Raw genomic sequence first — 21,314 nt, forward strand, 5'->3', positions numbered from 1 at the left:
CCTAATGACGACAGTCACCGTCAGCAAGTGGGGCAACAGCAGCGCGATCCGAATTCCGAACCAGTTCTTAAAACAGCTCAACTTGAAAGATGGCGCAGAACTTCAGATCCTTCTGACATCAGATAATGAAATTCTCCTTCGCCCTTCCGTAGAGCCTGATGAATCCAACGCAGATTTAAAGTCTCACATGAAAATGCTGCTTTCAAAAATAAAACCCGAATCACCGCGGCACGAAGAAGTGGATCTTGGGATTGAAGGAGACGAAATAATTTGACCATGCCATCACGCGGCGATCTGGTTTGGCTGGATTTCTACCCGCAAGCAGGGCGAGAGCAAGCCGGACGCCATCCCGCTATTGTACTTTCCGAATTTGAATTCAATGCAATTACTGGGTTTGCACTTGTATGCCCTATTACCAGCCAGTCTAAAGACTACCCTTTTGAGGTAACCCTGCCAGACAACCTCCCCTTCTCCGGTGTGGTCCTCACAGATCAAATGAAAAGTTTAGATGTAAAAAAGCGAAAAATTAATATTGTCGGCAGTCTCCCCGTTGATTCCGTTCCTATGAAAGAAATTCTTCGCAATACTCGCTCCATTTTGGCATAACAAAAACCCAAGGCATCGCCTCAGGTTCTCGTGTCTCTTGCTATCCATTCTTTCCGTTTCTCCACTTCGTAAACCGTACTCCAGCATATATCACAGCACTCAACACGCACATTAAAGTTATAGGGAGCACCCAATGCGTCGGTACAGTCTCCTTTGCCACAGCGGCTTTGAGGGGAATCTCCTTCGATTGGAGAAAACTAAGCTCTTGCACAGCATTTTCTGCCGGCTTCGTTGGCGAGCACAGCGGATTCTCCCAATCCCCTTCTTTCTTTTTTAAAAAGAACAAATACGATTTCCCGCGCTCACTCGTCCCCCAGGTGAAATCCTCCGCCACCGAAATGCTTCGATCCCCTACACCCTTGAAGCTCGTCAATACCGTTAACTTCAGTTCTTTGCTGTTCCTTTTTGTGATGACCTGGTCCACGTTCGCTACAATAACTGCATCGTAAAGTTCATAACTCTTTTCAATGGAAGGTGGCATCGCGCATGATAGCGCAAAAGCATGGGCAGGCACGAAAGCGGCCCAAACAACCAAGATGATGATCAGCATTCTTATTTTCATATCAGCACCGTCCTCTATCATCAAAGACGGATCAAAACGTTCAATGTTTCACAAATTGAGGAAATATTGTCAAGAAATTAACTTCGTCATCTTCGCCTTTTCAGCTACGCGCTTCGTATAGCCGCTCAGCGGTTTTTTCAGCGCTAATGCCACTATATAGCAAACCACGATAAACACACACAGACAGAGGACGTCTTTCAGCACCACCCATAAAAGCATCCCCCCGACGGCCTCGCGCATCACCCCAACCGCATAAGTAAACGGTACGAACGGATTCAGCTTTTGAAAAAAAGGCGACGCCGTGCTCACCGGGAACGTCCCTCCCGAACTCGAAAATTGCAGCACGAGAAAAATAATGGCGATGCCTTTGCCGATGTTCCCAAAAACGGAGACCAAAGTGTACGTGATGGTAATAAACACAATGCTTATTAACAACGCAAAAATAACAAACCAAATCTTATCCACAACATATGTACCCAATATAAAAATATCCCCAAGGGTGACAATCAGCGCTTGAAACAATCCAATGGTCAAGAAGATCATCATCCGTCCAAAATAAATATGATGCGTCTTGTACACACCGTCCAAGTTATCCACATCTACTCTCATCAGAGAGACAAGCAGCATAGCACCTACCCACAACGAAAGCGTTGTGTAAAAAGGCGACATCGCCGATCCATAGTTCGGAATGGGAAATCTTTTATCCTCTTTGATCAGCACCGGATTAGAGAGGAAATCGCTTTGCTTCTGAATGTCATTCTGAAGCAAACGAAGAACCTCGTCGACGCTGCCGCTGCCTTGAACTTTACGGATCTGGTCCGCTGCCTTGTGGACAGCCTCTTCGAAGGCCGGTAGATCGCTGCGCACAAGATTAGCCGCCAGATGAACGGCGTCCTCCACTTCGGGCAGCTTCGTCTGATACAGATCCGCCACTTTGCGGATTTCTTCCTCCGCCGCAGGCAAGTCGTTCCGTATAAAATCCGCTGCCGTATGCAGCTTCTGCTCGACTCGCGGCAGGTCGTTGCGAATGAACGGAGCCGCCTCATTGATGCCGGTGGTGAACGCATCCAACTTGCTTTGAAGCGTCGATGACGCTTCGTGCACCTTCGCCCGGATGTCCGGAAGCTCCTTCTGCAGCGTATCCAGCTGCGTCTGGGCAAAATGGATGCCGTTTTGCGCATCCGTCAAAATCCCTTTAATATTGGGCAGCTGTGTCTTCAATGTTTGAAGCGCGCTTCCTGCATTCTGGGCTACGGTCAGTATTTGCCCAAAGGCTTTCGTCATATTCGGCACGATCTCCGAATCGTATCTGGACAGAATGCCGCCCAGCGCGCTGCTTGCCTCTTTGGACAACGTGTTCAAATTATTCACGATGTCCTTTGCCGGCTTTTCACCGCGTCCGATGGCCGTTTGCAGTTTATTCAGGGCTTGAATTTGATTAGCCATATTCGTTCGAAGAGCCGTTAACCGCGAGATGGTATCCGCAAATGGGCTATTCGGCAAATTCGTGTTCAAACGTGTGAACACATCTATCGTGTTATCCAGCACTGCCGCGCCGGACGTGAGCCGTTCGGACAAAAAGCCTATAGCCGCCAGCGATTTTTGCGGGTCGATATTGACATCCTGCAGTACTCCCGTAAGCTGCGTGACAGCGTCCGCTGTTTGTTGCAGCAGGGTTAAATTTTGCTTTACCACCGGGATTAAAGTCTGGAATGCCGCCTCGTTTTTTTGCAAAAAATTCGTGAGCGCATCAGCGAAAGCCGCTCCCTGCGTCGCAATCGCGTCGATTTTCGGCAGCGTATCCAGCGCAGCGCTAACGATCTCATCAGCTTTGCGCGATTTATCAATGGCGGTATTCAGCACCTCTTCCACTTTGCCGAAATTCTGATCCAGCTCCGCCACCCGGCTCGCAGCTTTCTGAATCTCGGGCAGCTTTTGCTGAATAAGCAGCACTTCCTGTGCAACCGCCTGAATCTTCGGCCAGCGCTCTTCGATCTTCAAAACGGTATCCGCCGCGCGATTAATATCCGGAATTTTCTCTTCGAGCTGGACGATCTTCTGCCCTTTCTCTTTCAGTTCGGGCAGCTTTTGCTCTAACTCCAGCGCCTTTCCACCCATCGTCTCGATTTCAGGCAATCGATTTTCCAACTCCAAGATCTTCGATTCCATATTCCGAATCGTCGGCAGCTCCTTCTCAAAATCGATGCCGATCTCCTTCATCCGGGTCAGAATCGAGTTGCTCACCGTTTTAATAAAATTCTCACTGATCTGCTGAGAGACACTGGACGCGCCTTTGCTTGTAATTTTGGGCGCAACCGCATTGATTTTCTCATTCACGGTATAGACGATTTCAGGCTTCTCCATCTCGCCATCTACAATACTCGTAATTTTCCGCGAGAAGTCCTCGGGAATAATTAAGCTCGCATAATAATCCCCGCGTTCCACCCCATTCAGCGCCGTCGCTTCATCCACAAAGGTCCAGCCCAGCGTATGATTTTCTTTCAGATTATCCACAACCTCGTTTCCGATGTTAATGGATTTATCCTCAATTTTCGCCCCTTTATCGTTGCTTGTCACTGCGATTTTGATCCCCGATGTATTGGAATAAGGGTCCCACATCGCCTCTAGGTTAATCCAAGCATACACAGACGGCAATATGGCAAGCGCCACCATGAGGAGCAGGCCTGTAGGCACCCTCCATAAGTTGATTAGATCCGTCCGATAGATGCTGAAAATCTTCTTCATTGACGCCCCACCTATCCCTTCACATTTGGTTATTAATGTAACCTGACAGCCCCTTACGCATACCAAATAGTATCATATATATAGGATCTGCGTACATACTCCCATGTGGATAACTTAACCTGTGGATATGTGTACAGAATGCATGGAGCCTTATGCACAGTATGATTTGTGGACATGTTGATACTGTGGGTAATTTTGTGGATAAGTGGGTATAAGGTGTGAATAGTGCGTGAAAAAGAGGGAGGACAGGTACTGGTTGGCGATGAATACGGAGGAAAAAGTGGGTGAGTGTAGTGCGTCGGGAAAGGCGGTATGGCCAAGGGCGGGCTAAATGAGGGAGGAAGCGTTGGAAGAACGACGGAAGGAATGTTGGACGAAGCGCGGGAGGAATGACGGAAGGAATGTTGGACGAAGCATGGGAGGAATGACGGAAGGAATGTTGGATAAAGCGTGAGAGGAACGACTGAAGGATAAGTGTAAGGAAGGCGTAGTGAGATGATGGGGTAGGTGCAGAGCGAAGTACTGGGCGATAAGCTAGTGAAATGCTTGGCGGTGCACAAAAATACCCTATCAGTTAGTTTGAAAAAGAGGGAGGGATCCTGAGCTAGGCTATCTCCCTCATTAAATATGAAAAGCGCGCATAGTCATGCGCGCCACTAATGAACCTGTCATTAAGCTTCTTCAGAGGACGGAGCTCCCTCCGCTTCATCGGCCTCGGCCACCAACTGAATACGTGGCAGAAAATGCGACCAACCTTTTACATGATCTGCAATTTCCGTTGCAGGCAGATCGTAGTGCGTGAACTCTAAAAGAGTGCCATTATCTTTAGGTATTAACTTAAATTCAACAGTACTTGAGCCTGGAGGGACCACCTTGGAGCGCTCCCACCCCCATGTCATAACGACTTTTTCGTTAGGAGTAATCTCTTTGTACTCACCCAATGCAATGTCACTACCGTTCAAATCGATGCGAAATTTGCCTCCAATGCTCGGATCAAGCAGAACGTTGCGTCCCATCCAACGAACTAATTTATCCGGATCTGTAAAAAACGAGAACAAAGTCTCCGGACGGCATGCGATAAAAATTTCCTTCTTAATGATCTCCCTACTGCTCGTTGTTTCCATGTTTTCTTCTTTCCTCCTCTTCGGCAGCTTCTTTCAGGCGCAATAAGCTATCATCCCAGAAGCTCTCAATGTATTGCATCAACTCGGCGAATCCTTCCCTCCTAATGCCATAGAATCGTTTGGTGCCTGCCCGTCGAACAACGACGAGTCCAGCCTCTTCAAGAACCTTGAGATGCTGTGAAATTGCCGGTGCTGAAATGTCAAAATGCGAAGCAATGGCGCTGGAGGTCAGCTCCTCATCACGGACGAGATGTAAAATATCTCGGCGCCTTGGTTCAGTTATCGCTTGAATGGCTTTATCGATCATATCAATAATTTAGCACGCACTTAATTAAGTGTCAACTTAATTAAGTGCGTGCTAATGAATAAATAGACTCTCTAAGCTCTAAAGAAAGCGATCATGATCAAGGTAGACAGAATCTGTCGCTACAACAAAAACCCCTTCGCATGAAGGGGCTTTTAGCCGCTGTAACGTTGTTTTTCATCGCAAAATTAACAAACCGCCGTATTAACACGGACGGACTCCGCCTACAGTGGCTAACTAGTTAAAGGGCCATAACCCCACCAACAGCCGTTCAACCACCAACATTCCAAGTAGCCACCGTTCTGTAACGGACCCAGCAGCCGTTATATTCTGCTCATTTCAGCGATATTTGAAGTCTACCGGACTGAAATGACGGAATGACGTGTTGCTGCAACGATGTAAAACATCGTTATCAGCCTTGCAGCGGCACCACTTGGCGCCACCCGCCAAGCGCCGTCACATCTTCCGCGCCCGCGGCCGCGTAAGCCTCACACACAAAGCCCGGGACCTCCGTACCGTCCCGGAGCTCAACCTTACCGATCCCGAGCGGAGCTGGGATCGCCGCCACAAAGCCGCCGAATGCCTCCAGCGGCATTTCCCAAACCTCCAGGGCGATCGCTGCGCCGCCCTGCTCCTGCTTCACGAGCCCCGGCTTCGCCGGCGTGGTCGGCAGCTTCACGAGGCTGTACTTCGCCGCGGTTTCATCCTCACGGATGAACCGCGCTCCACAGCCTCGCATCTGCTTCTCCAGCGGGTAGCCACGCATGTGCAAGCCGCAGACCGCGACGAGCGTCGTCGCCTGCGCTGCCGCTGCACTCACTCCCGCATCGGCGCACACCGATGCGCCTTCGCTCGCGCTAGCAGCCTCGCTTGCCGCGCTCGCCCCAGCCAAGATCAGCTCGGCTGCGCCGCAGATCAAGCTCTCCTCTTCGGCAATCCCGAAGAGGGTAATGCCAAAAGGCGTCAGCGGAGCCGCATCGCCCGCCGGCACAGCAACCGCACACCAATCCAGCAAATTGCAATGATTGGTGTAGCGCCCCATCTCCCGATTCGTCTGAATCGGGTCAGCGAGCACCTGCTCGCGGGTCCATGTGCCCCCGCAGGTAGGCATAACAAGCACCGCGCCATGCAGCAGCTTGCGGGCTTCGAGCTTGAAGCGCTGCAGCTTATGCATCGCTTCAAACACCGATGCTGCGTCATACTCCGCTGCCGAGCCGGAGCGAAGGATCTTCTCCGTAACGGGATAAGCTACCCCCGGATTCGCCTCAATAAAGCTACCCAAAGCTGCCCATCGCTCAGCCACCCACGGCCCTTCATATAGAATCGCCGCCGCTTGGGCGAACATTGTAACATCTACATAGGCGATAGGGAGGTTCAACTCTTGCAACTGTTCCACAGCTCTTCCCCATGCCGCTTCATACTCTGCAGCATAAGGCCCGTAGAACCCAAGCGGACCATCCGGAAGCAACAGCGTCTGCGGAGGTTGAGACGCGCCTCGACTCACGCTGCGCGACCACGGGTCATCGGCGTGAAGGCCACGCGCTACGCCGTCTACGGCAAGCGCGTCATCCAAACTGTGCGCAAAGACGGTTACACAGTCTAAACTCGCACAGGCAGGCACGACCCCTTTGGTTGGCCAAGCACCGAGACTCGGCTTGTAGCCAACCAGCCTGTTCAGCGCAGCCGGCACGCGGCCTGAGCCTGCCGTATCCGTGCCAAGCGAGAATGCCGCTTGGCCACGGGCCACAGCAACGGCGGAGCCTGAGCTCGAGCCGCCGCTGATCAGTTCGGGGCGCAGCGCATTGTGCGCGTCGCCGTAAGGGCTTCGCGCGCCGACAAGCCCTGTCGCGAACTGATCCAAATTCGTTTTGCCGACCGGAATTGCTCCTGCGGCAATCAATCTTTCCACAACGCCCGCGTGCTCTGATGGCGTATAAGCATACTCCTCGCAGCCTGCTGTCGTCGGCACCCCCGCTAGGTCAATGTTATCCTTGATTGCAAAAGGAATCCCCCACAGGGGCGCATCCGCCGGATTCAACTCAGCCAATCCGTCCAAAAACGGCTGAATGAGCGCCATAGAAGGCGGCGTAATCCAAAGATTCATGCCCGCGTCGTCCACTGCGCGCTGCACAATAGCCGCCATGACCTCTTTCGGTGTCAATTCTTCTTTAGCATATTTATCCTGCAGCCAAGAAATCGTAAGTTCTAGAGGAAGTTCCGTATCAACGCCATTCTCCCTAATCTTTGTCATCTACAAACACCTCTCCTTAAGCAGATTGGGCAATTCCAAGAATAAGCTGACCGGCATGAACTTGATCGCCTGGCTTCACTTGAATCATCGAGACATAACCGTCGCAAGGAGCATGCTGCGGGAATTCCATTTTCATACTCTCGAGAATGGCTAATTGATCACCTTTCTTCACTTGCTCCCCTGGTGAAACAAGCACTTTCCACACCGATCCAGGCATAATTCCGCGCACAGCGACTGTACCTGCCGGCAGTTCATCCTCGGGTTGTTCACTTGCCGTTTCCTGCTCAGAGACGTACTCCGCCAACCCTTTCGCCTTCCAGCTCTCCCGCTCTTCGTTGAACGCGATTTGCTGCTGCTTGCGGAATGTCGCTGCACTTTCTTCAATAGAACTCAAGAATCGCAGATATTCGCCTAAATCAAAAGTCGTCTCCTGAATGTCCGCTTCATAACGGCCTCGTGGGAAATCTTCGCGGAGCTGAAGCAACTCCTCGGCACTCACTTCATAGAACTGAATTTGGTCAAAAAATCTCAGCAGCCACGGCTTACCAACCTTAAAGCTCTCCGTTGAACGCAACCGATTCCACATCTGAATCGTACGTCCTACGAATTGATAGCCGCCGGGGCCTTCCATTCCATACACACACATGTAAGCTCCGCCGATGCCTACGGCATTTTCAGGCGTCCACGTGCGTGCCGGATTATATTTCGTCGTTACCAAGCGGTGACGCGGGTCAACCGGTGTGGCTACAGGCGCACCCAAGTAGACATCCCCTAAGCCAAGTACCAAATAATTGGCATCAAAAACAATCTTTTTCACATCATCAATCGAATCTAATCCATTAATGCGCTGGATGAATTCCAGGTTGCTAGGACACCATGGAGCATCGGGCCGAACTCCTTGTTGGTAGCGCTGAATGGCCAGCTGAGTAGCCGGGTCGTCCCATGAAAGCGGCAAGCGCACAATGCGCGACGGCACACGGAACTCTTCAAGGGGAGGCAGAGCGGCGTCAATTTCTACAACTTTTACACATGCCTCACTCACGGTGATTCGGGTCGGGTCAATATGAATTTGCAAGGAGCGAATGCCCGGCGTCAGATCCAACACCGGAATCGAGCCGCTCTCCACGATCGCTTGCATCAAAGCCTGCACTTGAAAGCGCAGCAGCAAATCCAACTCAAGCTCACCATACTCTACAAGCAGGTTTTGGTCGCCACAGCAGCGGATCGTGATCGGGAATCTGCGATTCGCAGTTTCATGGAAAAGGCGCGGATACTCCGGCGTAATCTCCTTATTAACAGCAGGCAACGCCGCACGGGTAAGCCGTTCATAATTCCCCTCGCCAATAGCTCGCAAATTCCCCTCCTGCCCCTCACGCAAAACCTCCGCTTCTTGAAGCGTCAGCAGGTGGAACCGGATCGAATCACCTGGGTGCAATTGCCCAAGCTTCCAAAACTCCGCCGAAGCCGTCGTTACCGGACAAACGAAACCACCGAGACTCGGACCATCCGGACCAAGCAAAATCGGCATATCGCCCGTTAAATCCAACGTGCCGATCGCATAGGCATTATCGTGAATATTGGATGGATGCAGTCCCGCTTCGCCTCCATCTTCACGTGTCCAAAGCGGAGCCGGCCCTTTCAATCGAACACCCGTTCTCGAAGAGTTAAAATGCACTTCCCAGCTTGTTTCCGTCAACTGCTCCAAGTACTCTGCGCGCAGGAATTCTCCCGTACAATGCGGTCCAGGAATGACGCCAATCGTCCATTCCCGTGTCATTTGCGGACGATGCTGCGCAGCAAGTTCAACTGTTTCTTGGACAGGACTGTCGCCTGCGTTCACACCAAGCACATCGCCTGTACGCAGCGCGCGACCGCCGTGTCCACCGAAGCCGCCCAGCGTGAAGGTCGAGGAGCTGCCGAGAATTTTCGGCATATCGAAGCCACCGCTGACCAATAGATAAGCCCGCATCCCTTCTTTGGCCTCGCCGAAGCTCAACACTTGCCCGCGAGCTGCAAATACCGGCTTATAGAGTGCAACGGCTTCCCCATCCAACTCCGCCTGCATATCCGCGCCGGTGACGCAGAACCACAAATCGCTGCGGAACTTGTAAGAACCTCCGCGCAGCGTCATTTCAAGCCCAGGGGCGTCATCCGCGTTGCCGAGCAGCTTGTTGCCGATCCGGAACGAGAACGGATCCATCGGCCCGCACGGCGGCACACCTACATCCCAGTGGCTGATGCGTCCAGGGAAGTCCTGCACCGTAGTCTGGATGCCGCCATCCATGACTTCCAACGCCCGTTCAACGGGCTCGAAGGTATTTAACAGCTGCGTGAAGACGTTGCCGTCTACACAATCTTGTTCTTGCAAAAGCGCCTGCAAATATTGCAGGTTCGTAGTAATGCCATACATACGCGTCTCAGACAGCGCCTCGATTAACTTCCGTATAGCGTCCGTACGATCCGTACCGTGGACAATGATTTTAGCCAACATCGGATCATATAAGGTGGTAACCGTTAAGCCGTCCCTCACCCATGTTTCATTCCGCGCCCCAGGCGAAAATACCGCCTGATCCAACTGCCCCGCACTCGGACGGAACTGCTGCAAGCAATCCTCCGCGTAAATGCGCGCTTGCATGCTGTGACCGATCGGCTTACGAATGAGCGACTGGATGTCGGTCAGCTCATTTGCCGCTTCACGCACCATCCATTCAACAAGATCAACTCCCAGCACTTCTTCCGTCACACCGTGTTCGACCTGCAATCGCGTGTTCACTTCCAGGAAATAAAACTCGCACGTTTCCGGGTCATACAAGTATTCCACCGTACCTGCGCTGCGGTAGCCGACTTCAGCCGCCAAACGCTTAGCCGAAGCAAACATCGCCTTGCGCACATCGTCCGATAAATTCGGAGCAGGGCTCTCCTCAATGACCTTCTGGTTGCGGCGTTGAATGGAGCAATCGCGCTCGCCAAGCGTAACAACTTCTCCGAAGTTGTTGCCGAAAATTTGCACCTCGACATGGCGCGCTCTGGCGATATATTTTTCAAGGAACATGCCGCCGTTTTTAAAATTCGTCTCGGCCAAATGGCGCACGCCATCATAAGCGGCCCTTAGTGCCGCCTCATCCGCACAGACGCGCATGCCAATGCCGCCGCCTCCCGCTGTGCTTTTGAGAATCACCGGATAACCAATCCGCGCAGCTTCCGCGAGCGCAGTCTCTAGCTCTGTGATGAGCGGCGTTCCCGGCAGCATCGGGACACCGGCTTTTTCCGCGATTTCGCGCGCTGAATGTTTAAGCCCGAACATCTCCATTTGTTCCGGTGTAGGTCCGATGAACACAATCCCCTGATCGCGGCATGCACGGGCAAAATCCGCATTTTCACTCAGAAAACCATAGCCGGGATGGATCGCTTCGGCACCGGTTTCCAGCGCTGTTTTCAAAATCAACTCTGTATTCAAATAGCTTTCCTTTGCCGGCCCCTCGCCGATCAGAACAGCCTCATCCGCTCCATCCACATGCAGACTATCTTGGTCTGCTCCCGTATAAACAGCAACCGATGCCACTCCGAGCTTGCGCAATGTGCGCTCAATGCGTACAGCGATGGCACCGCGATTAGCGATTAGTACTTTCTTGAACATCGTATCCACACCCCTTTGAATTTCTATTTATCCCAAATTAGCACCTGAATCGGCGTTGGATTGTAGGCATTGCAAGGATTGTTAAGCTGCGGACAGTTACTGATTAGCACCATGGAGCTTCCCAGCGATTGAACTTCCACGTAGCAGCCGGGCCCAGAAACGCCATCATCGAACTTCAATCCTCCCTCTGCTGTAACCGGCACATTCATGAAAAAGTTAATATTCGGCGCCAAATCCCGCTTCGTATAAGCCCCATCGTGCTGAGCAAGCTGCAGCATAAAGGTGTCCCGGCAATTGTGCATTGACAGCTTGTCGTGCGAGTAACGCACCGTATTGCTTTGAGCGGAGCAGGAGCCGCCTACGGTATCATGCCGTCCACACGTATCCGCTACGATTCGGAGCAGCTCCTTGCCAGATTCGGCTCGCAGCACAGAGCCTGTGCTTAAATAAATGTTGCCTTGGCCTGCAATTGTCGCCACAGCGCTGTAGTGATCCTCTGGATTTTCAGCATCGTAAAACAACGTATCCGCCGCCTGATTCCCCTCCAGATCGACAATGCGCAGCACTTGACCAGGCTTCAGCACATGCATCCAGCCGTCCCCCGCTTGAATAATTTCGCTATATATCGCCTCCTCGGCTTTGCGAGGGCTTTCCACACGATTAAATACCGCCATATCCGTTCCTCCTCCGTTTTTTTAAGTAAGCAGTGCGTGATATTCCCATGTATTTTCAAAAGCCCGGAGATTCTCCGAACGATAATTGACACAATAATCGTCCATTCCTACAGGATCAGCCTGAAGGACCTCGATATGAACAGGCACCGATGGATAAGTGGTTCTTGGATCAAGTGGATTTGGTGTATTGGAAAGAACGAGCAGCGTATCTAACTCTGTCCGAAGTGTGACAGTTGCACCCGCCGGGCAATGTGTCAGGCTGAAATGCATATCACCCTGTTCATCGCAGAACACTTTCGAGAATAAGTTGAGGACTGGCATCATATCCCTCATGCCTAACCCGTTGCGAACAAGTTCCACAGCAAAGTTCTCCTGCCCGCTCCGCAGCCACTCATTTCGCAGCTCTTGATAATTGGTCGCGCCATATTTGGCATCCGTCGCCGCTCGGCTCGTGTATCCGCTTAGCGGATCATGCCAGCCTATGCTGTCTTCCACGATGCTTGCGAGCACTCTTCCATTGTCACTCATCAGCACATGTCCTCGCGTGAGATGGGCGGTGTACTGCGCCTTAAGCGTATCCGGCATATTGTAGCGCTCCGTCAAATCCCGTGCATGGAACAATTGGATGGACACATTCGCTCCCGCCTCCAGAGCCGTAAACCGGATCAATTTCCCTTTACCAATCACACCTGACCACTTGCCTCCCGGGCCTATTGTCTTGTTCCACACGTTTGCCATCGTATCCATCTCCTCCTGAGTTTGCTTAAACAAAAAGGGAGACATCACAAGACGTAAATCGTCTTGGTGATATCTCCCAGGTTTTTATCCTTCCGTGTCGCTCCTTGCGTTAGGAACGGTTTACTCTCGGACCAGCCCGGCGGTGTGCCGGCGGAACCCTAGTAAACAATCGTATTCGTTTGTGTTATTAAACATAACATCGACTATGGGATGTGTCAATAACTTCTATTAATTTTACCTTTTTCATGCAAAATACTTCTCACACGCCATACAATGTGTTATATTAACTTACACAATAGACATATAGTTAACATTAAAGAGGCACAACGGTTATTTTTTAATTTATAAGTAATGATTTATGACATACAAAGTTTTCTAGGGTTCCGCGATGGCATAAGCCTCGGTCTGGTCCGAGAGAAAACGCACAGCTCACCCTGTGTTCACGGAGGGACAAAAGCCCGGGAGATATCTGTTTATTAGATATCCTCCTTGGCTTTTTTGCATACCAGCCCCTGACAGCGACCACAGCACCAATGATAAGGGAGTGTTCCATCATGGCCAACGAAGTCAAACTACGGAAATCCTTAAGCTTGTATCAAGTCGTCTACATGGGGCTTGCCTGGATGACACCTATGATTTATTTCTCCATCTATGGGATAGCTTACGAGAATGCACATGGCATGCTGACACAGGCGTATCTGCTTGCTTTTATTGCGATTTTCTTCACAGCTTACAGCTACGGCGTCATGTCCAAATCGTTCCCCACATCAGGATCCGCCTACACGTATACGAAAAAGAGCATCCATCCCTACCTGGGCTTCCTCGTTGGTTGGGCGTTGCTGCTGGACTATTTCTTCTCCCCTATCATCGCTTGTCTCACTTTCGGCATTTATCTGCATGCACAATTCCCGTCCATCCCGGCTTATGTCTGGATTATCGGACTGAATATCATCCTTGGTATCGTCAATATCATCGGCATTAAATTCTCAGCAAATATTAGTAAATTATTCGTTTGGATTCAAATTTTGTTTATTGGCGTGTTCTGTTTCTTCCTTATCCGTAATTTAACAGGGGACGTTAATCCGATGGGATTATTCCTTCAAACGGACGTGCCGTTCTCTACAATCCTGGCGGGCGCCTCCATTATTTGCTTCTCCTTTTTAGGCTTTGACACCGTCACAACCATGTCCGAAGAAACTGTGAATGCACAGAAAACGATCCCTCGCGCCATCATGATCATTATCCTTACAGCGAGCGTTCTTTACTTAGTGCCGTCCGTTTTGACTCAGTTGATTTATCCACACCTAACCTTCGTAAATGTAGATTCGGCAGGCTTCGAGATCGTCAAGCTTGTTGGTGGGGCCGCACTCAGCTCTGTGTTCATCACTGTGCTCATACTCGCTATTTTTACACAAGGCTTATCGTCCGTAACGAGCGTTTCCCGCCTTCTCTATGTCATGGGGCGCGATTCCATTCTGCCTAAGCGAGTGTTTGCCTTTCTTCATCCGAAATTCAATACACCAGTTATCAACATCGTGATCGTGAGCTGCGTCTCTCTGCTGGCCCTCGTGATCTCCCTGGACAATGCCGTCAAATTCGTGAATTTCGGGGCATTAACAGCCTTCTTCTTCGTAAACATCTCTGTCATCGTGCAAAAATACATCAAAGAAAACCAACGCTCCTTGAAGCAAACCATCTTGTATCTGGCGCTTCCTTTGGTCGGGGCCGGCTTCATTGGTTATCTACTATCACTGCTAGACCGAGACGCCTTATGGATGGGCGGTGTCTGGCTCATGATCGGGATTGTGTATCATCTGATTCGGAAAAAAGTTAGCTCCGAAGCGGCTGGTACCGTCCTCGCTCCTATGGCTATTTCGAACAAACCCATGCGTACCACCGGTTCTATTAAATAAAAAAACCGAGCGAACTCAGGACCTTTTCCTGATCATCGCTCGGTTTTTTTATTTGCCATTTATTTGCGGTCTGCCGGGAATACAAGTCCCATTTGTTTTCTAGCTTCGTCCATAATGGCCATCGCGATGCTGGAATTGGCATGGGAGTTCGTTTCGGACTCCGACGCTCCGCTTTGGATGAGGCGGATGAATTCTTCTGCCTCGTATCGCATTGTTCTAGCGCTCTGCTCGCGTGTAAGATTCTCTACGGAACCGTCACGGTAACGGATTTCAACTTTCTCTGGCTGGTTGATTTTATCAATAATCATCGTTGCGTGCTCACCTTGGATTTCTGCGGGCAAATAGGAGCTTGCAATTTTGGAGTGCATAATTACTCCATCCATGTCTTTGTAGCTCAGCAGAAGGCTGCCTTCCCCATCGACACCGGATTCCAGCAGCATGCCGCTTGCCTGCACGCTATCGGGGGTTCCGAACAGCACAGCCAACGGATAAATGCAGTACACACCAAGGTCCATCAAGGAGCCATTGGAGAAAATGGGATTGAATGCATTCAGCACAGTTCCCTGCTTGTAGGCATCATACCGCGAGGAATATTGGCAGTAGCCTGCAAAATAACGGCGAATAGGTCCAAGCTTGTGCAGATTTTCTTGAATAGCTTTGAAATTCGGCATCAACGTGGACTTGAGCGCCTCCATAAACACAACCTTGTTGCTGCGCGCTGCCTCAATCATGGCGGATAACTCCGCCGAATTGGATGCTGCCGGCTTCTCGCATAGGACATGCTTCCCGTGATTCATGCAGTGCACGGCGTACTCAGCGTGAAGCGAGTTCGGGCTAGCGATATAAACAGCGTCGAATGTATCGCTTTGAGCAAAAGCATCCAAATCCGTAAAGCGGTTAGCCACCTCGAATTTATTGGCGAATTCCGCCGCCTTTTCCTCCGTGCGCGAGTACACGGCTGTTAACGCAAATTCTCCCGTCTCGCGGGCTGCGTGAATGAACTCTTCTGTGATCCAATTTGTTCCTATTACTGCAAAACGTATCATAGTGTCTCCTTTGTGATTAGGTTGCGGGATTGATGTCTTTTACTATACCTTATCTAAGTTTGTTGATAAAGAAAAAAGCACCCCGGGCGGGGTGCTATCTGAAATCAGGCGGAATACGGCGTGAAACACCGGTCAAAATCGCTGCTTCAACTACCGCATTTCTCACTTTGGTGACAACTTGCTCATTAAAAATACTCGGGATGATGTATTGGTCATTCAATTCATTCTCGGAAACGACAGAAGCAATCGCGCGTGCTGCCGCAAGTTTCATCGGTTCGTTGATCTCGCGTGCACGGCAGTCTAGCGCCCCCCGGAAAATCCCTGGAAACACAAGCACATTATTGATTTGGTTCGGATAATCACTCCGCCCCGTAGCAAATACGCGCACATGAGGAAGCGCTTCTTTCGGATCAATCTCCGGCACCGGATTGGCCATGGCGAAGACGATGCTGTTTGGAGCCATCTTTTGCACATCGCTTCCGTTCAGCAATCCGCCTCTCGACACGCCGATGAATACGTCAGCGCCGCTAATGACATCGCGCAAACCGCCAGGATTAGCTTCAACTTGCGGCTGCTCGGCAAGCCATGCCCACATCGGGTGGTGCGCATATTCGCCTCCGCGAATGATCGCCCCTTCCCGATCAACGGGAACGAGCCGCTTCACTCCGGCGGCAAGCAGCATTTTACAGATAGAGACGCCTGCTGCACCAATGCCATTAACGACAACACGAACCTGGTCCATTCGTTTGCCAACAACTTTGAGCGCATTCAGAAGTCCCGCAATGACAACAATAGCCGTTCCATGCTGGTCGTCGTGGAAGATAGGAATATCCAACTCTTCATTGAGCCTGGTCTCAATCTCGAAACAACGTGGGGAGCTAATATCCTCCAAATTAATGCCGCCAAAAATAGGACTAATCGCTTTAATCGTGCGAATGATCTCTTCCGTATCCTTCGTGTCCAAACAGATCGGGAAAGCGTCAACTCCTGCTAATTGTTTAAAAAGCATCGCTTTACCTTCCATAACAGGTGCAGCTGCATGAGGGCCAATGTCGCCCAAGCCTAGTACAGCCGTGCCATCCGTTACAACAGCTACCGTATTTCTTTTGATCGTTAGAGAGTACGCTTTCTGAGGATCTTCATGAATGGCTGTGCACACACGGGCCACTCCCGGTGTATACACGATGGACAAATCATCCCGGTTTTTGATTGGAAGTGTTGGCTGTACAGAAATTTTGCCCCCAAGATGCGCAAGGAACGTGCGGTCCGATACATTGACCAGACGGATGCCTTCGAGCGACTTAATCGCTTCTACAACGGCAGTCTCAGCCGTATCAGCTACTTGAACTGTGACATCGCGAACCGTTACTTCTTGCCCTGGGCGAATAATATCAATGGATGTGATATCTCCCCCTGCTTTACTAATGGCTGAAGCAACATCGCCAAAGCTCACTTGGTTGAGAGTTAATTCCAGACGTAGAATGATACTGTTATAGGCCATATTCAGATCCCCGTTTCTACATTTTTTATATGCCGATGACAAAAGGTGATGTTAAATCTCTCAGCGTTTTGATGACACTCATCGCTACAATATATCCGGTTTTGGGATTGCCGGCGGAAGGGGTATTTCTGATTTGCAAATGGATTTGACCGAATTTCCCCTTCGCTTCGATTTCATGCGTATTGTGGCTGATGTGAGGATCTACGAACACTTTCACTTTGGTCCGGTCAAATCCTACACCGGCTAAACTTAGTGCAGCGGAAACATTGACACTCTCCGGAAACAAGCGAGCGGAATCACGAGCCACACCGTCGAATGCGCAAAATGGCTCCGTTAATTCAGCCAAATTCACCTGCTGCTCGATAACCGTGCCAAGCCAAGCCTTGGGAGGTTTTCTTGTCACTAAAGTAACTTCGTCCATCGGACCTACACTTCCTGCTGCGATGCGATCTAAACCTCCAATTGCGGCTGAAGGAACCATCACTTTTCTGCCTGTTTGCCGTGCTTTCTCCAGAATTTTAAGGTGCAGCGGCTCGTCCGCTAACGCACCAACGCTGACCAAGATGAGGTCCGCTCTGTTGTCTAACGCTTTTTCACCATAATGCTTTACCGCCTCGTGTCCGGCGCTCTCCACCACAACGTCCAGCCCCTGACGGAAAAATACTTCCTCATTAGCTGTCATGACGTACCCATGAGAGCTCGTATCCGGATACTTCCTTTCGTCACGAACGAGTATCGCTTTTAGTTGCACCTGCCCGGCGTTTCCCTGCAAAATAGCTTGAGCCACATCCTGGCCTATGGTCCCATATCCGATAATGCCAACGTTTAACATAAGTAAGGGATCCTCCTCTTGTGGTATTAAATGATCTCGCCTTGTTCCTCTATCATATCAAAAATATTGTATTTGGTATACCATAAACCAATTAGTTGTGATATACTAACTCTACTAAGACATGGAGGGATGCCAAGTGCCATCAGTGACTTATCAAACATCTGGAAAAACGATAGAAGTCGAACAAGACGCCAATCTCTTAAGAACATCGATCCGTTATGAAGGGTCTGTACCTTACAAATGCGGCGGTGGCCTTTGCGGAACTTGCCGTGTACAAATCGTGGACGGACATGAACACCTCAGCAAAATTATGAAAAAGGAAGTCGACCGCCTCGGCCAGGAAAAACTCGATCAAGGTTTCCGTCTTGCCTGCCAAACCTTCGTCACCGGTGATGTAACCATCTCTTGGGGCGAAGAGGATCTCAACCGACTCGGCAAAATCGCTCAGCGAAGAATTAACGCAGCTCAATAGATGGAATGATGGTAGCAGTCCTTGGGGACTGCTTTTTTTGTGTTGGCTAAACAATAGCAATACTAATTCCACAACACGAAGCCATTGTTCCCCCGGATTAGGTGCTTGCACCATGTAGATAACCACGCTAATGCCTTTGCAAGCCAAAGACAACCGGTCGTAAATCAGTTGCCTTTAGTTGTAATTGAACTCTAGTTCTCATAACTAAAAATCTATACTATCTTTTATTTCAATTTAACTATCCATTAATTTGCAGCAATTTAATTTACCTTACTACTAGATCGTAACCAACAATATATGGTTTAAGAAAATCAAAAGCATTTAAATCATTGGGTGCAGTTTTCTGATCAATTACAATACCACTCTTAGGACTAATAACTAAAAAAGATTCATCCTTTTTTAATACTAATGCCGGCAAGTACGTCTCTTTCCCTTTTAAAGAAAGTAAAGTTCCATCAAAGTATACGTTATCCGGAAGTTTAACATTTCTATCTGAGATACATATATTTCTTATTAATTTAGGATTATTCCCCTCTGTCGGCACACATGCTTCCTCTGCATTTTTATTCATTATTACATATTGATGTTCTGGATCCCATTTTACCTCCTTACCCATAATTTCAGCCATTGTTCTTAGAGGAACGTAAGTGGTACCATTATAAATAAAGGGAGATGAATCTTCAGGAAAAACGACTTTCTCGTTATTATTGAAAATACCCTTGATTGTGTAATAAGCCTCTATCATTGTCCCTCCAGCAGCATAAGCTTGAACAGAACTAAATAATAGAACCCCAATGATAAATCCGAATAATATTTTTTTCACTAACATTCTCCTTTTTTCACAAAATTAATATAAGCTTATTTTTAAAATTTCCGCCTTTCAATAATACCATATTATGTAAAAACGCAGCAGATGGGGGCGGTGCATTAGCATGTTACAAACAACAGCAACATTCTACAATATCGATTTATAAGGAAGTGTGAATCACACAAAAAAAACGCAAGCTCCAAGAGCCTGCGCCTTTTCCCTACGCCGTTTTAACAATTTTACTATCCTTGTCGATGTCCAATTCATAGATCTCTTTCTCTATTTGAGCGGTGGAATCGAACTTGGGAAATACTTTGAGCGGAATGCTGTTATCTGCGAATTTCTCGGAAACCCCTTGAATGATGATTCTCGCATCGTCACCAACGATTTTGCATACTTCAAAAAGTGTTTTTTTCTTGCCGAAAAAATAATACTCGTATGCGGCCACTAACTCTAAATTCGGATTATTAGTCACCGTACGGTAACGGTCAGTTGTGGATACTAGAATATATTCGCTCATATGAAGCCCTCCGCTCAATTTTTTTATTTAAAAGCCACAATTAGTTCTACTTCAACTGCCGCCCCTCCGGGCAATGCAGCAACGCCTATAGCGGAACGGGCATGTAAGCCCTTATCCCCAAATGCCTCAACTAGCAAGTCAGAAGCGCCATTCAATACAAAAGGCAAATCCTGAAACCCAGCTTCCGCATTGATGAAGCCTTCCATTTTAATAATACTGGTCACCCTATTCAGGTCTCCCAATATAGCCTTTAATGTGCTTAATTGATTAATCACACATTGCCTGGCTGCTTGATATCCTTCTTCTTTCGAAAGCTCGTGTCCTACCTTGCCTTTATATTGAAGCACTCCACCCACCTTCGGAGTTACACCACTCAAATAAATCAAAGGCGGTACCATGGTGTAGGGCAGATAATTGCCACTTGGTTTAGGCGGAGAGTCCAGCAGAATGTTCAGTTCCTCGAGTTTGGCTTCAACTTGTCCATAGGTTTGCACAATAAGTCATCCCCCATATTTACTGCTGCCTCACTGTCCTATTCCTGACAAAGCTCAATATCTTCCGAAATATATAACTGGCATGCTAAGCGGAAGCCCTCATTAATTTTATCGCCCAGCATCTTATTTTCTTTCCAATTAGGTTCTTGAAGCTTATCGCCACCGGTAACCACTTTCACCATACATTTCGTGCATTTCCCCATACCACAGCCATACTTCAGATGAGGGAATTTCTTCACCCCCGCTAAAACCACCAAGTTACTATTCTCAGTAACCTCTTGCTGATAAACTTGGCCATTTTGGTGCAATGTCACATTAGGCATTTCACAACCTCCATACAGCAGCATGAGCGTAGGCAAATACGGCAATTATTCTCTTTCCAAAGCTTCCATGTAAGCTTTCTTCGAGTTTTCAACGTGAATTTTCGTTAAATTTTCTGCAAACTCCGCTTCACCGTTCAGCACAGCTTTGACAATATCCCTATGCTCCTCCATCGCTTTGCGTTGGCGTCCAGGGAGTTCATAGCCAACATGAACGAAGGCGCGAATATAGTCGGATAAACCATCCAACATTTGCGTTAATCTCGGACTCTTAGCTGCCCGGAATATAATTTCATTCGCTTCAAAATGGTATTTCCAGTCCGATTGCTCAAACGTCGGTTTTGCTAATGCGGTGTCAATTTCGACAACGATTTGGTTCAGTTCGTCCCGTTGCTGCTGTTCCAGCTTCTTCACAGCGAGCTTAACGGCTAAACTTTCCAACGAAGAGAGAATCGTGAAGATTTCAATGATTTCTTCCGGAGAAAGTCTGGAAACCACCACTCCCTTACGGGGAAGCGTCTTGACGAAACCTTGTGATTCAAGCCGGAATAAGGCTTCCCGGATGGGCGTTCGGCTGACGTTTAATTGATCGGCCAACTCTCTCTCGATAATCCGGTCACCGGATTTGTATACTCCTTGAACAATAGCTTGTTTAATATATTGAAACACTTTATCCCGAATCGGGCTTAATTCCTCATCTTTCCAAACAACTGGATTGTCCGGCATATGGTATACCTCCGCGAATGCGTTTTCTTACAGTGTAATCG

The 21,314-nt window shown here is 49.2% G+C and carries 20 protein-coding genes and 2 riboswitches; of the genes, 4 read left to right on the forward strand and 16 right to left on the reverse strand.

All coding sequences use genetic code 11. The features are described 5' to 3' along the window. Nucleotides 1-4 precede the first annotated feature (4 nt). Both GON05_RS28945 and GON05_RS28950 read left to right on the forward strand, forming a co-directional pair. Complete coding sequence (locus GON05_RS28945; RefSeq protein WP_157324112.1) at nucleotides 5-274, forward strand: AbrB/MazE/SpoVT family DNA-binding domain-containing protein; 270 nt, start codon at nucleotides 5-7, stop codon at nucleotides 272-274. Beyond that, nucleotides 271-606, forward strand: coding sequence for a type II toxin-antitoxin system PemK/MazF family toxin (locus GON05_RS28950; RefSeq protein WP_157324114.1), 336 nt, complete (start codon nucleotides 271-273; stop codon nucleotides 604-606). The genes GON05_RS28945 and GON05_RS28950 overlap by 4 nt, the downstream gene beginning before the upstream one ends. A gap of 40 nt (nucleotides 607-646) precedes the next feature. Here the strand turns inward: GON05_RS28950 and GON05_RS28955 are convergent, their stop codons facing one another. From GON05_RS28955 to GON05_RS28990, 8 genes are all read right to left on the reverse strand, one after another. Next, nucleotides 647-1,168 carry a hypothetical protein gene (locus GON05_RS28955; protein ID WP_157324116.1) on the reverse strand — a complete coding sequence of 174 codons (522 nt, stop codon included), beginning with the start codon at nucleotides 1,166-1,168 and terminating at the stop codon, nucleotides 647-649. Between the two features lie 69 nt (nucleotides 1,169-1,237). Then, complete coding sequence (locus GON05_RS28960; RefSeq protein ID WP_157324118.1) at nucleotides 1,238-3,913, reverse strand: YhgE/Pip domain-containing protein; 2,676 nt, start codon at nucleotides 3,911-3,913, stop codon at nucleotides 1,238-1,240. Nucleotides 3,914-4,584: 671 nt separating this feature from the next. Next, a complete protein-coding gene (locus tag GON05_RS28965) occupies nucleotides 4,585-5,037 on the reverse strand; it encodes an SRPBCC domain-containing protein (protein ID WP_157324121.1) in 453 nt (150 codons plus the stop codon). After that, the gene (locus tag GON05_RS28970) at nucleotides 5,018-5,344 is read right to left on the reverse strand and encodes an ArsR/SmtB family transcription factor (protein WP_157324123.1); all 327 of its coding nucleotides are present in this window, start codon (nucleotides 5,342-5,344) and stop codon (nucleotides 5,018-5,020) included. Before GON05_RS28970 ends, GON05_RS28965 begins: the two co-directional genes overlap by 20 nt. A 409-nt stretch (nucleotides 5,345-5,753) precedes the next feature. Beyond that, nucleotides 5,754-7,592 (reverse strand): allophanate hydrolase, encoded by a 1,839-nt coding sequence (gene atzF / locus GON05_RS28975; protein WP_157324126.1) that lies wholly within the window; start codon nucleotides 7,590-7,592, stop codon nucleotides 5,754-5,756. Between the two features lie 16 nt (nucleotides 7,593-7,608). Further along, nucleotides 7,609-11,229 carry an urea carboxylase gene (gene uca / locus GON05_RS28980; RefSeq protein WP_157324128.1) on the reverse strand — a complete coding sequence of 1,207 codons (3,621 nt, stop codon included), beginning with the start codon at nucleotides 11,227-11,229 and terminating at the stop codon, nucleotides 7,609-7,611. Between the two features lie 23 nt (nucleotides 11,230-11,252). Then, the gene (locus GON05_RS28985; protein WP_127456886.1) at nucleotides 11,253-11,903 is read right to left on the reverse strand and encodes an urea amidolyase associated protein UAAP2; all 651 of its coding nucleotides are present in this window, start codon (nucleotides 11,901-11,903) and stop codon (nucleotides 11,253-11,255) included. A 21-nt stretch (nucleotides 11,904-11,924) separates the two neighbouring features. Beyond that, complete coding sequence (locus GON05_RS28990) at nucleotides 11,925-12,641, reverse strand: urea amidolyase associated protein UAAP1 (protein ID WP_157324130.1); 717 nt, start codon at nucleotides 12,639-12,641, stop codon at nucleotides 11,925-11,927. A 71-nt stretch (nucleotides 12,642-12,712) separates the two neighbouring features. Beyond that, nucleotides 12,713-12,814, reverse strand: a riboswitch (guanidine-I (ykkC/yxkD leader). A 191-nt stretch (nucleotides 12,815-13,005) separates the two neighbouring features. After that, nucleotides 13,006-13,108: riboswitch (guanidine-I (ykkC/yxkD leader) on the forward strand. Nucleotides 13,109-13,195: 87 nt separating this feature from the next. Between GON05_RS28990 and GON05_RS28995 the strand changes: the two genes are divergently transcribed. Continuing rightward, nucleotides 13,196-14,554 carry an APC family permease gene (locus GON05_RS28995; RefSeq protein WP_157324132.1) on the forward strand — a complete coding sequence of 453 codons (1,359 nt, stop codon included), beginning with the start codon at nucleotides 13,196-13,198 and terminating at the stop codon, nucleotides 14,552-14,554. A gap of 59 nt (nucleotides 14,555-14,613) precedes the next feature. Here GON05_RS28995 and GON05_RS29000 read toward each other — a convergent pair whose 3' ends face one another. From GON05_RS29000 to nadX, 3 genes are all read right to left on the reverse strand, one after another. Continuing rightward, nucleotides 14,614-15,600, reverse strand: coding sequence for a Gfo/Idh/MocA family protein (locus GON05_RS29000; RefSeq protein ID WP_157324134.1), 987 nt, complete (start codon nucleotides 15,598-15,600; stop codon nucleotides 14,614-14,616). A 94-nt stretch (nucleotides 15,601-15,694) separates the two neighbouring features. After that, the gene (locus tag GON05_RS29005; protein ID WP_157324136.1) at nucleotides 15,695-17,101 is read right to left on the reverse strand and encodes an NAD-dependent malic enzyme; all 1,407 of its coding nucleotides are present in this window, start codon (nucleotides 17,099-17,101) and stop codon (nucleotides 15,695-15,697) included. Nucleotides 17,102-17,126: 25 nt separating this feature from the next. Then, a complete protein-coding gene (gene nadX / locus GON05_RS29010; protein ID WP_157324138.1) occupies nucleotides 17,127-17,933 on the reverse strand; it encodes an aspartate dehydrogenase in 807 nt (268 codons plus the stop codon). A 136-nt stretch (nucleotides 17,934-18,069) separates the two neighbouring features. Here nadX and GON05_RS29015 point away from each other — a divergent pair, with 136 nt between their 5' ends. Further along, the gene (locus GON05_RS29015; protein WP_127456892.1) at nucleotides 18,070-18,405 is read left to right on the forward strand and encodes a 2Fe-2S iron-sulfur cluster-binding protein; all 336 of its coding nucleotides are present in this window, start codon (nucleotides 18,070-18,072) and stop codon (nucleotides 18,403-18,405) included. A gap of 265 nt (nucleotides 18,406-18,670) precedes the next feature. Here GON05_RS29015 and GON05_RS29020 read toward each other — a convergent pair whose 3' ends face one another. From GON05_RS29020 to GON05_RS29040, 5 genes are all read right to left on the reverse strand, one after another. Then, a complete protein-coding gene (locus tag GON05_RS29020) occupies nucleotides 18,671-19,228 on the reverse strand; it encodes a stalk domain-containing protein (protein ID WP_157324142.1) in 558 nt (185 codons plus the stop codon). A 205-nt stretch (nucleotides 19,229-19,433) separates the two neighbouring features. Further along, entirely contained in the window at nucleotides 19,434-19,733 is a 300-nt protein-coding gene (locus GON05_RS29025; protein ID WP_127456893.1) for a hypothetical protein, read from the reverse strand. Nucleotides 19,734-19,756: 23 nt separating this feature from the next. Further along, nucleotides 19,757-20,227: a RidA family protein gene (locus GON05_RS29030; RefSeq protein WP_181646375.1), complete on the reverse strand. Its 471-nt coding sequence runs from the start codon at nucleotides 20,225-20,227 to the stop codon at nucleotides 19,757-19,759. A 38-nt stretch (nucleotides 20,228-20,265) separates the two neighbouring features. Then, nucleotides 20,266-20,550 carry a 2Fe-2S iron-sulfur cluster-binding protein gene (locus tag GON05_RS29035; protein WP_127456895.1) on the reverse strand — a complete coding sequence of 95 codons (285 nt, stop codon included), beginning with the start codon at nucleotides 20,548-20,550 and terminating at the stop codon, nucleotides 20,266-20,268. Nucleotides 20,551-20,595: 45 nt separating this feature from the next. Next, nucleotides 20,596-21,273, reverse strand: a complete 678-nt coding sequence (locus GON05_RS29040; RefSeq protein WP_157324152.1) for a GntR family transcriptional regulator — start codon at nucleotides 21,271-21,273, stop codon at nucleotides 20,596-20,598. Between the last annotated feature and the right edge of the window lie 41 nt (nucleotides 21,274-21,314).

It is taken from the genome of Paenibacillus anseongensis (assembly GCF_009757995.1).
GTDB lineage: Bacteria > Bacillota > Bacilli > Paenibacillales > NBRC-103111 > Paenibacillus_E > Paenibacillus_E chondroitinus.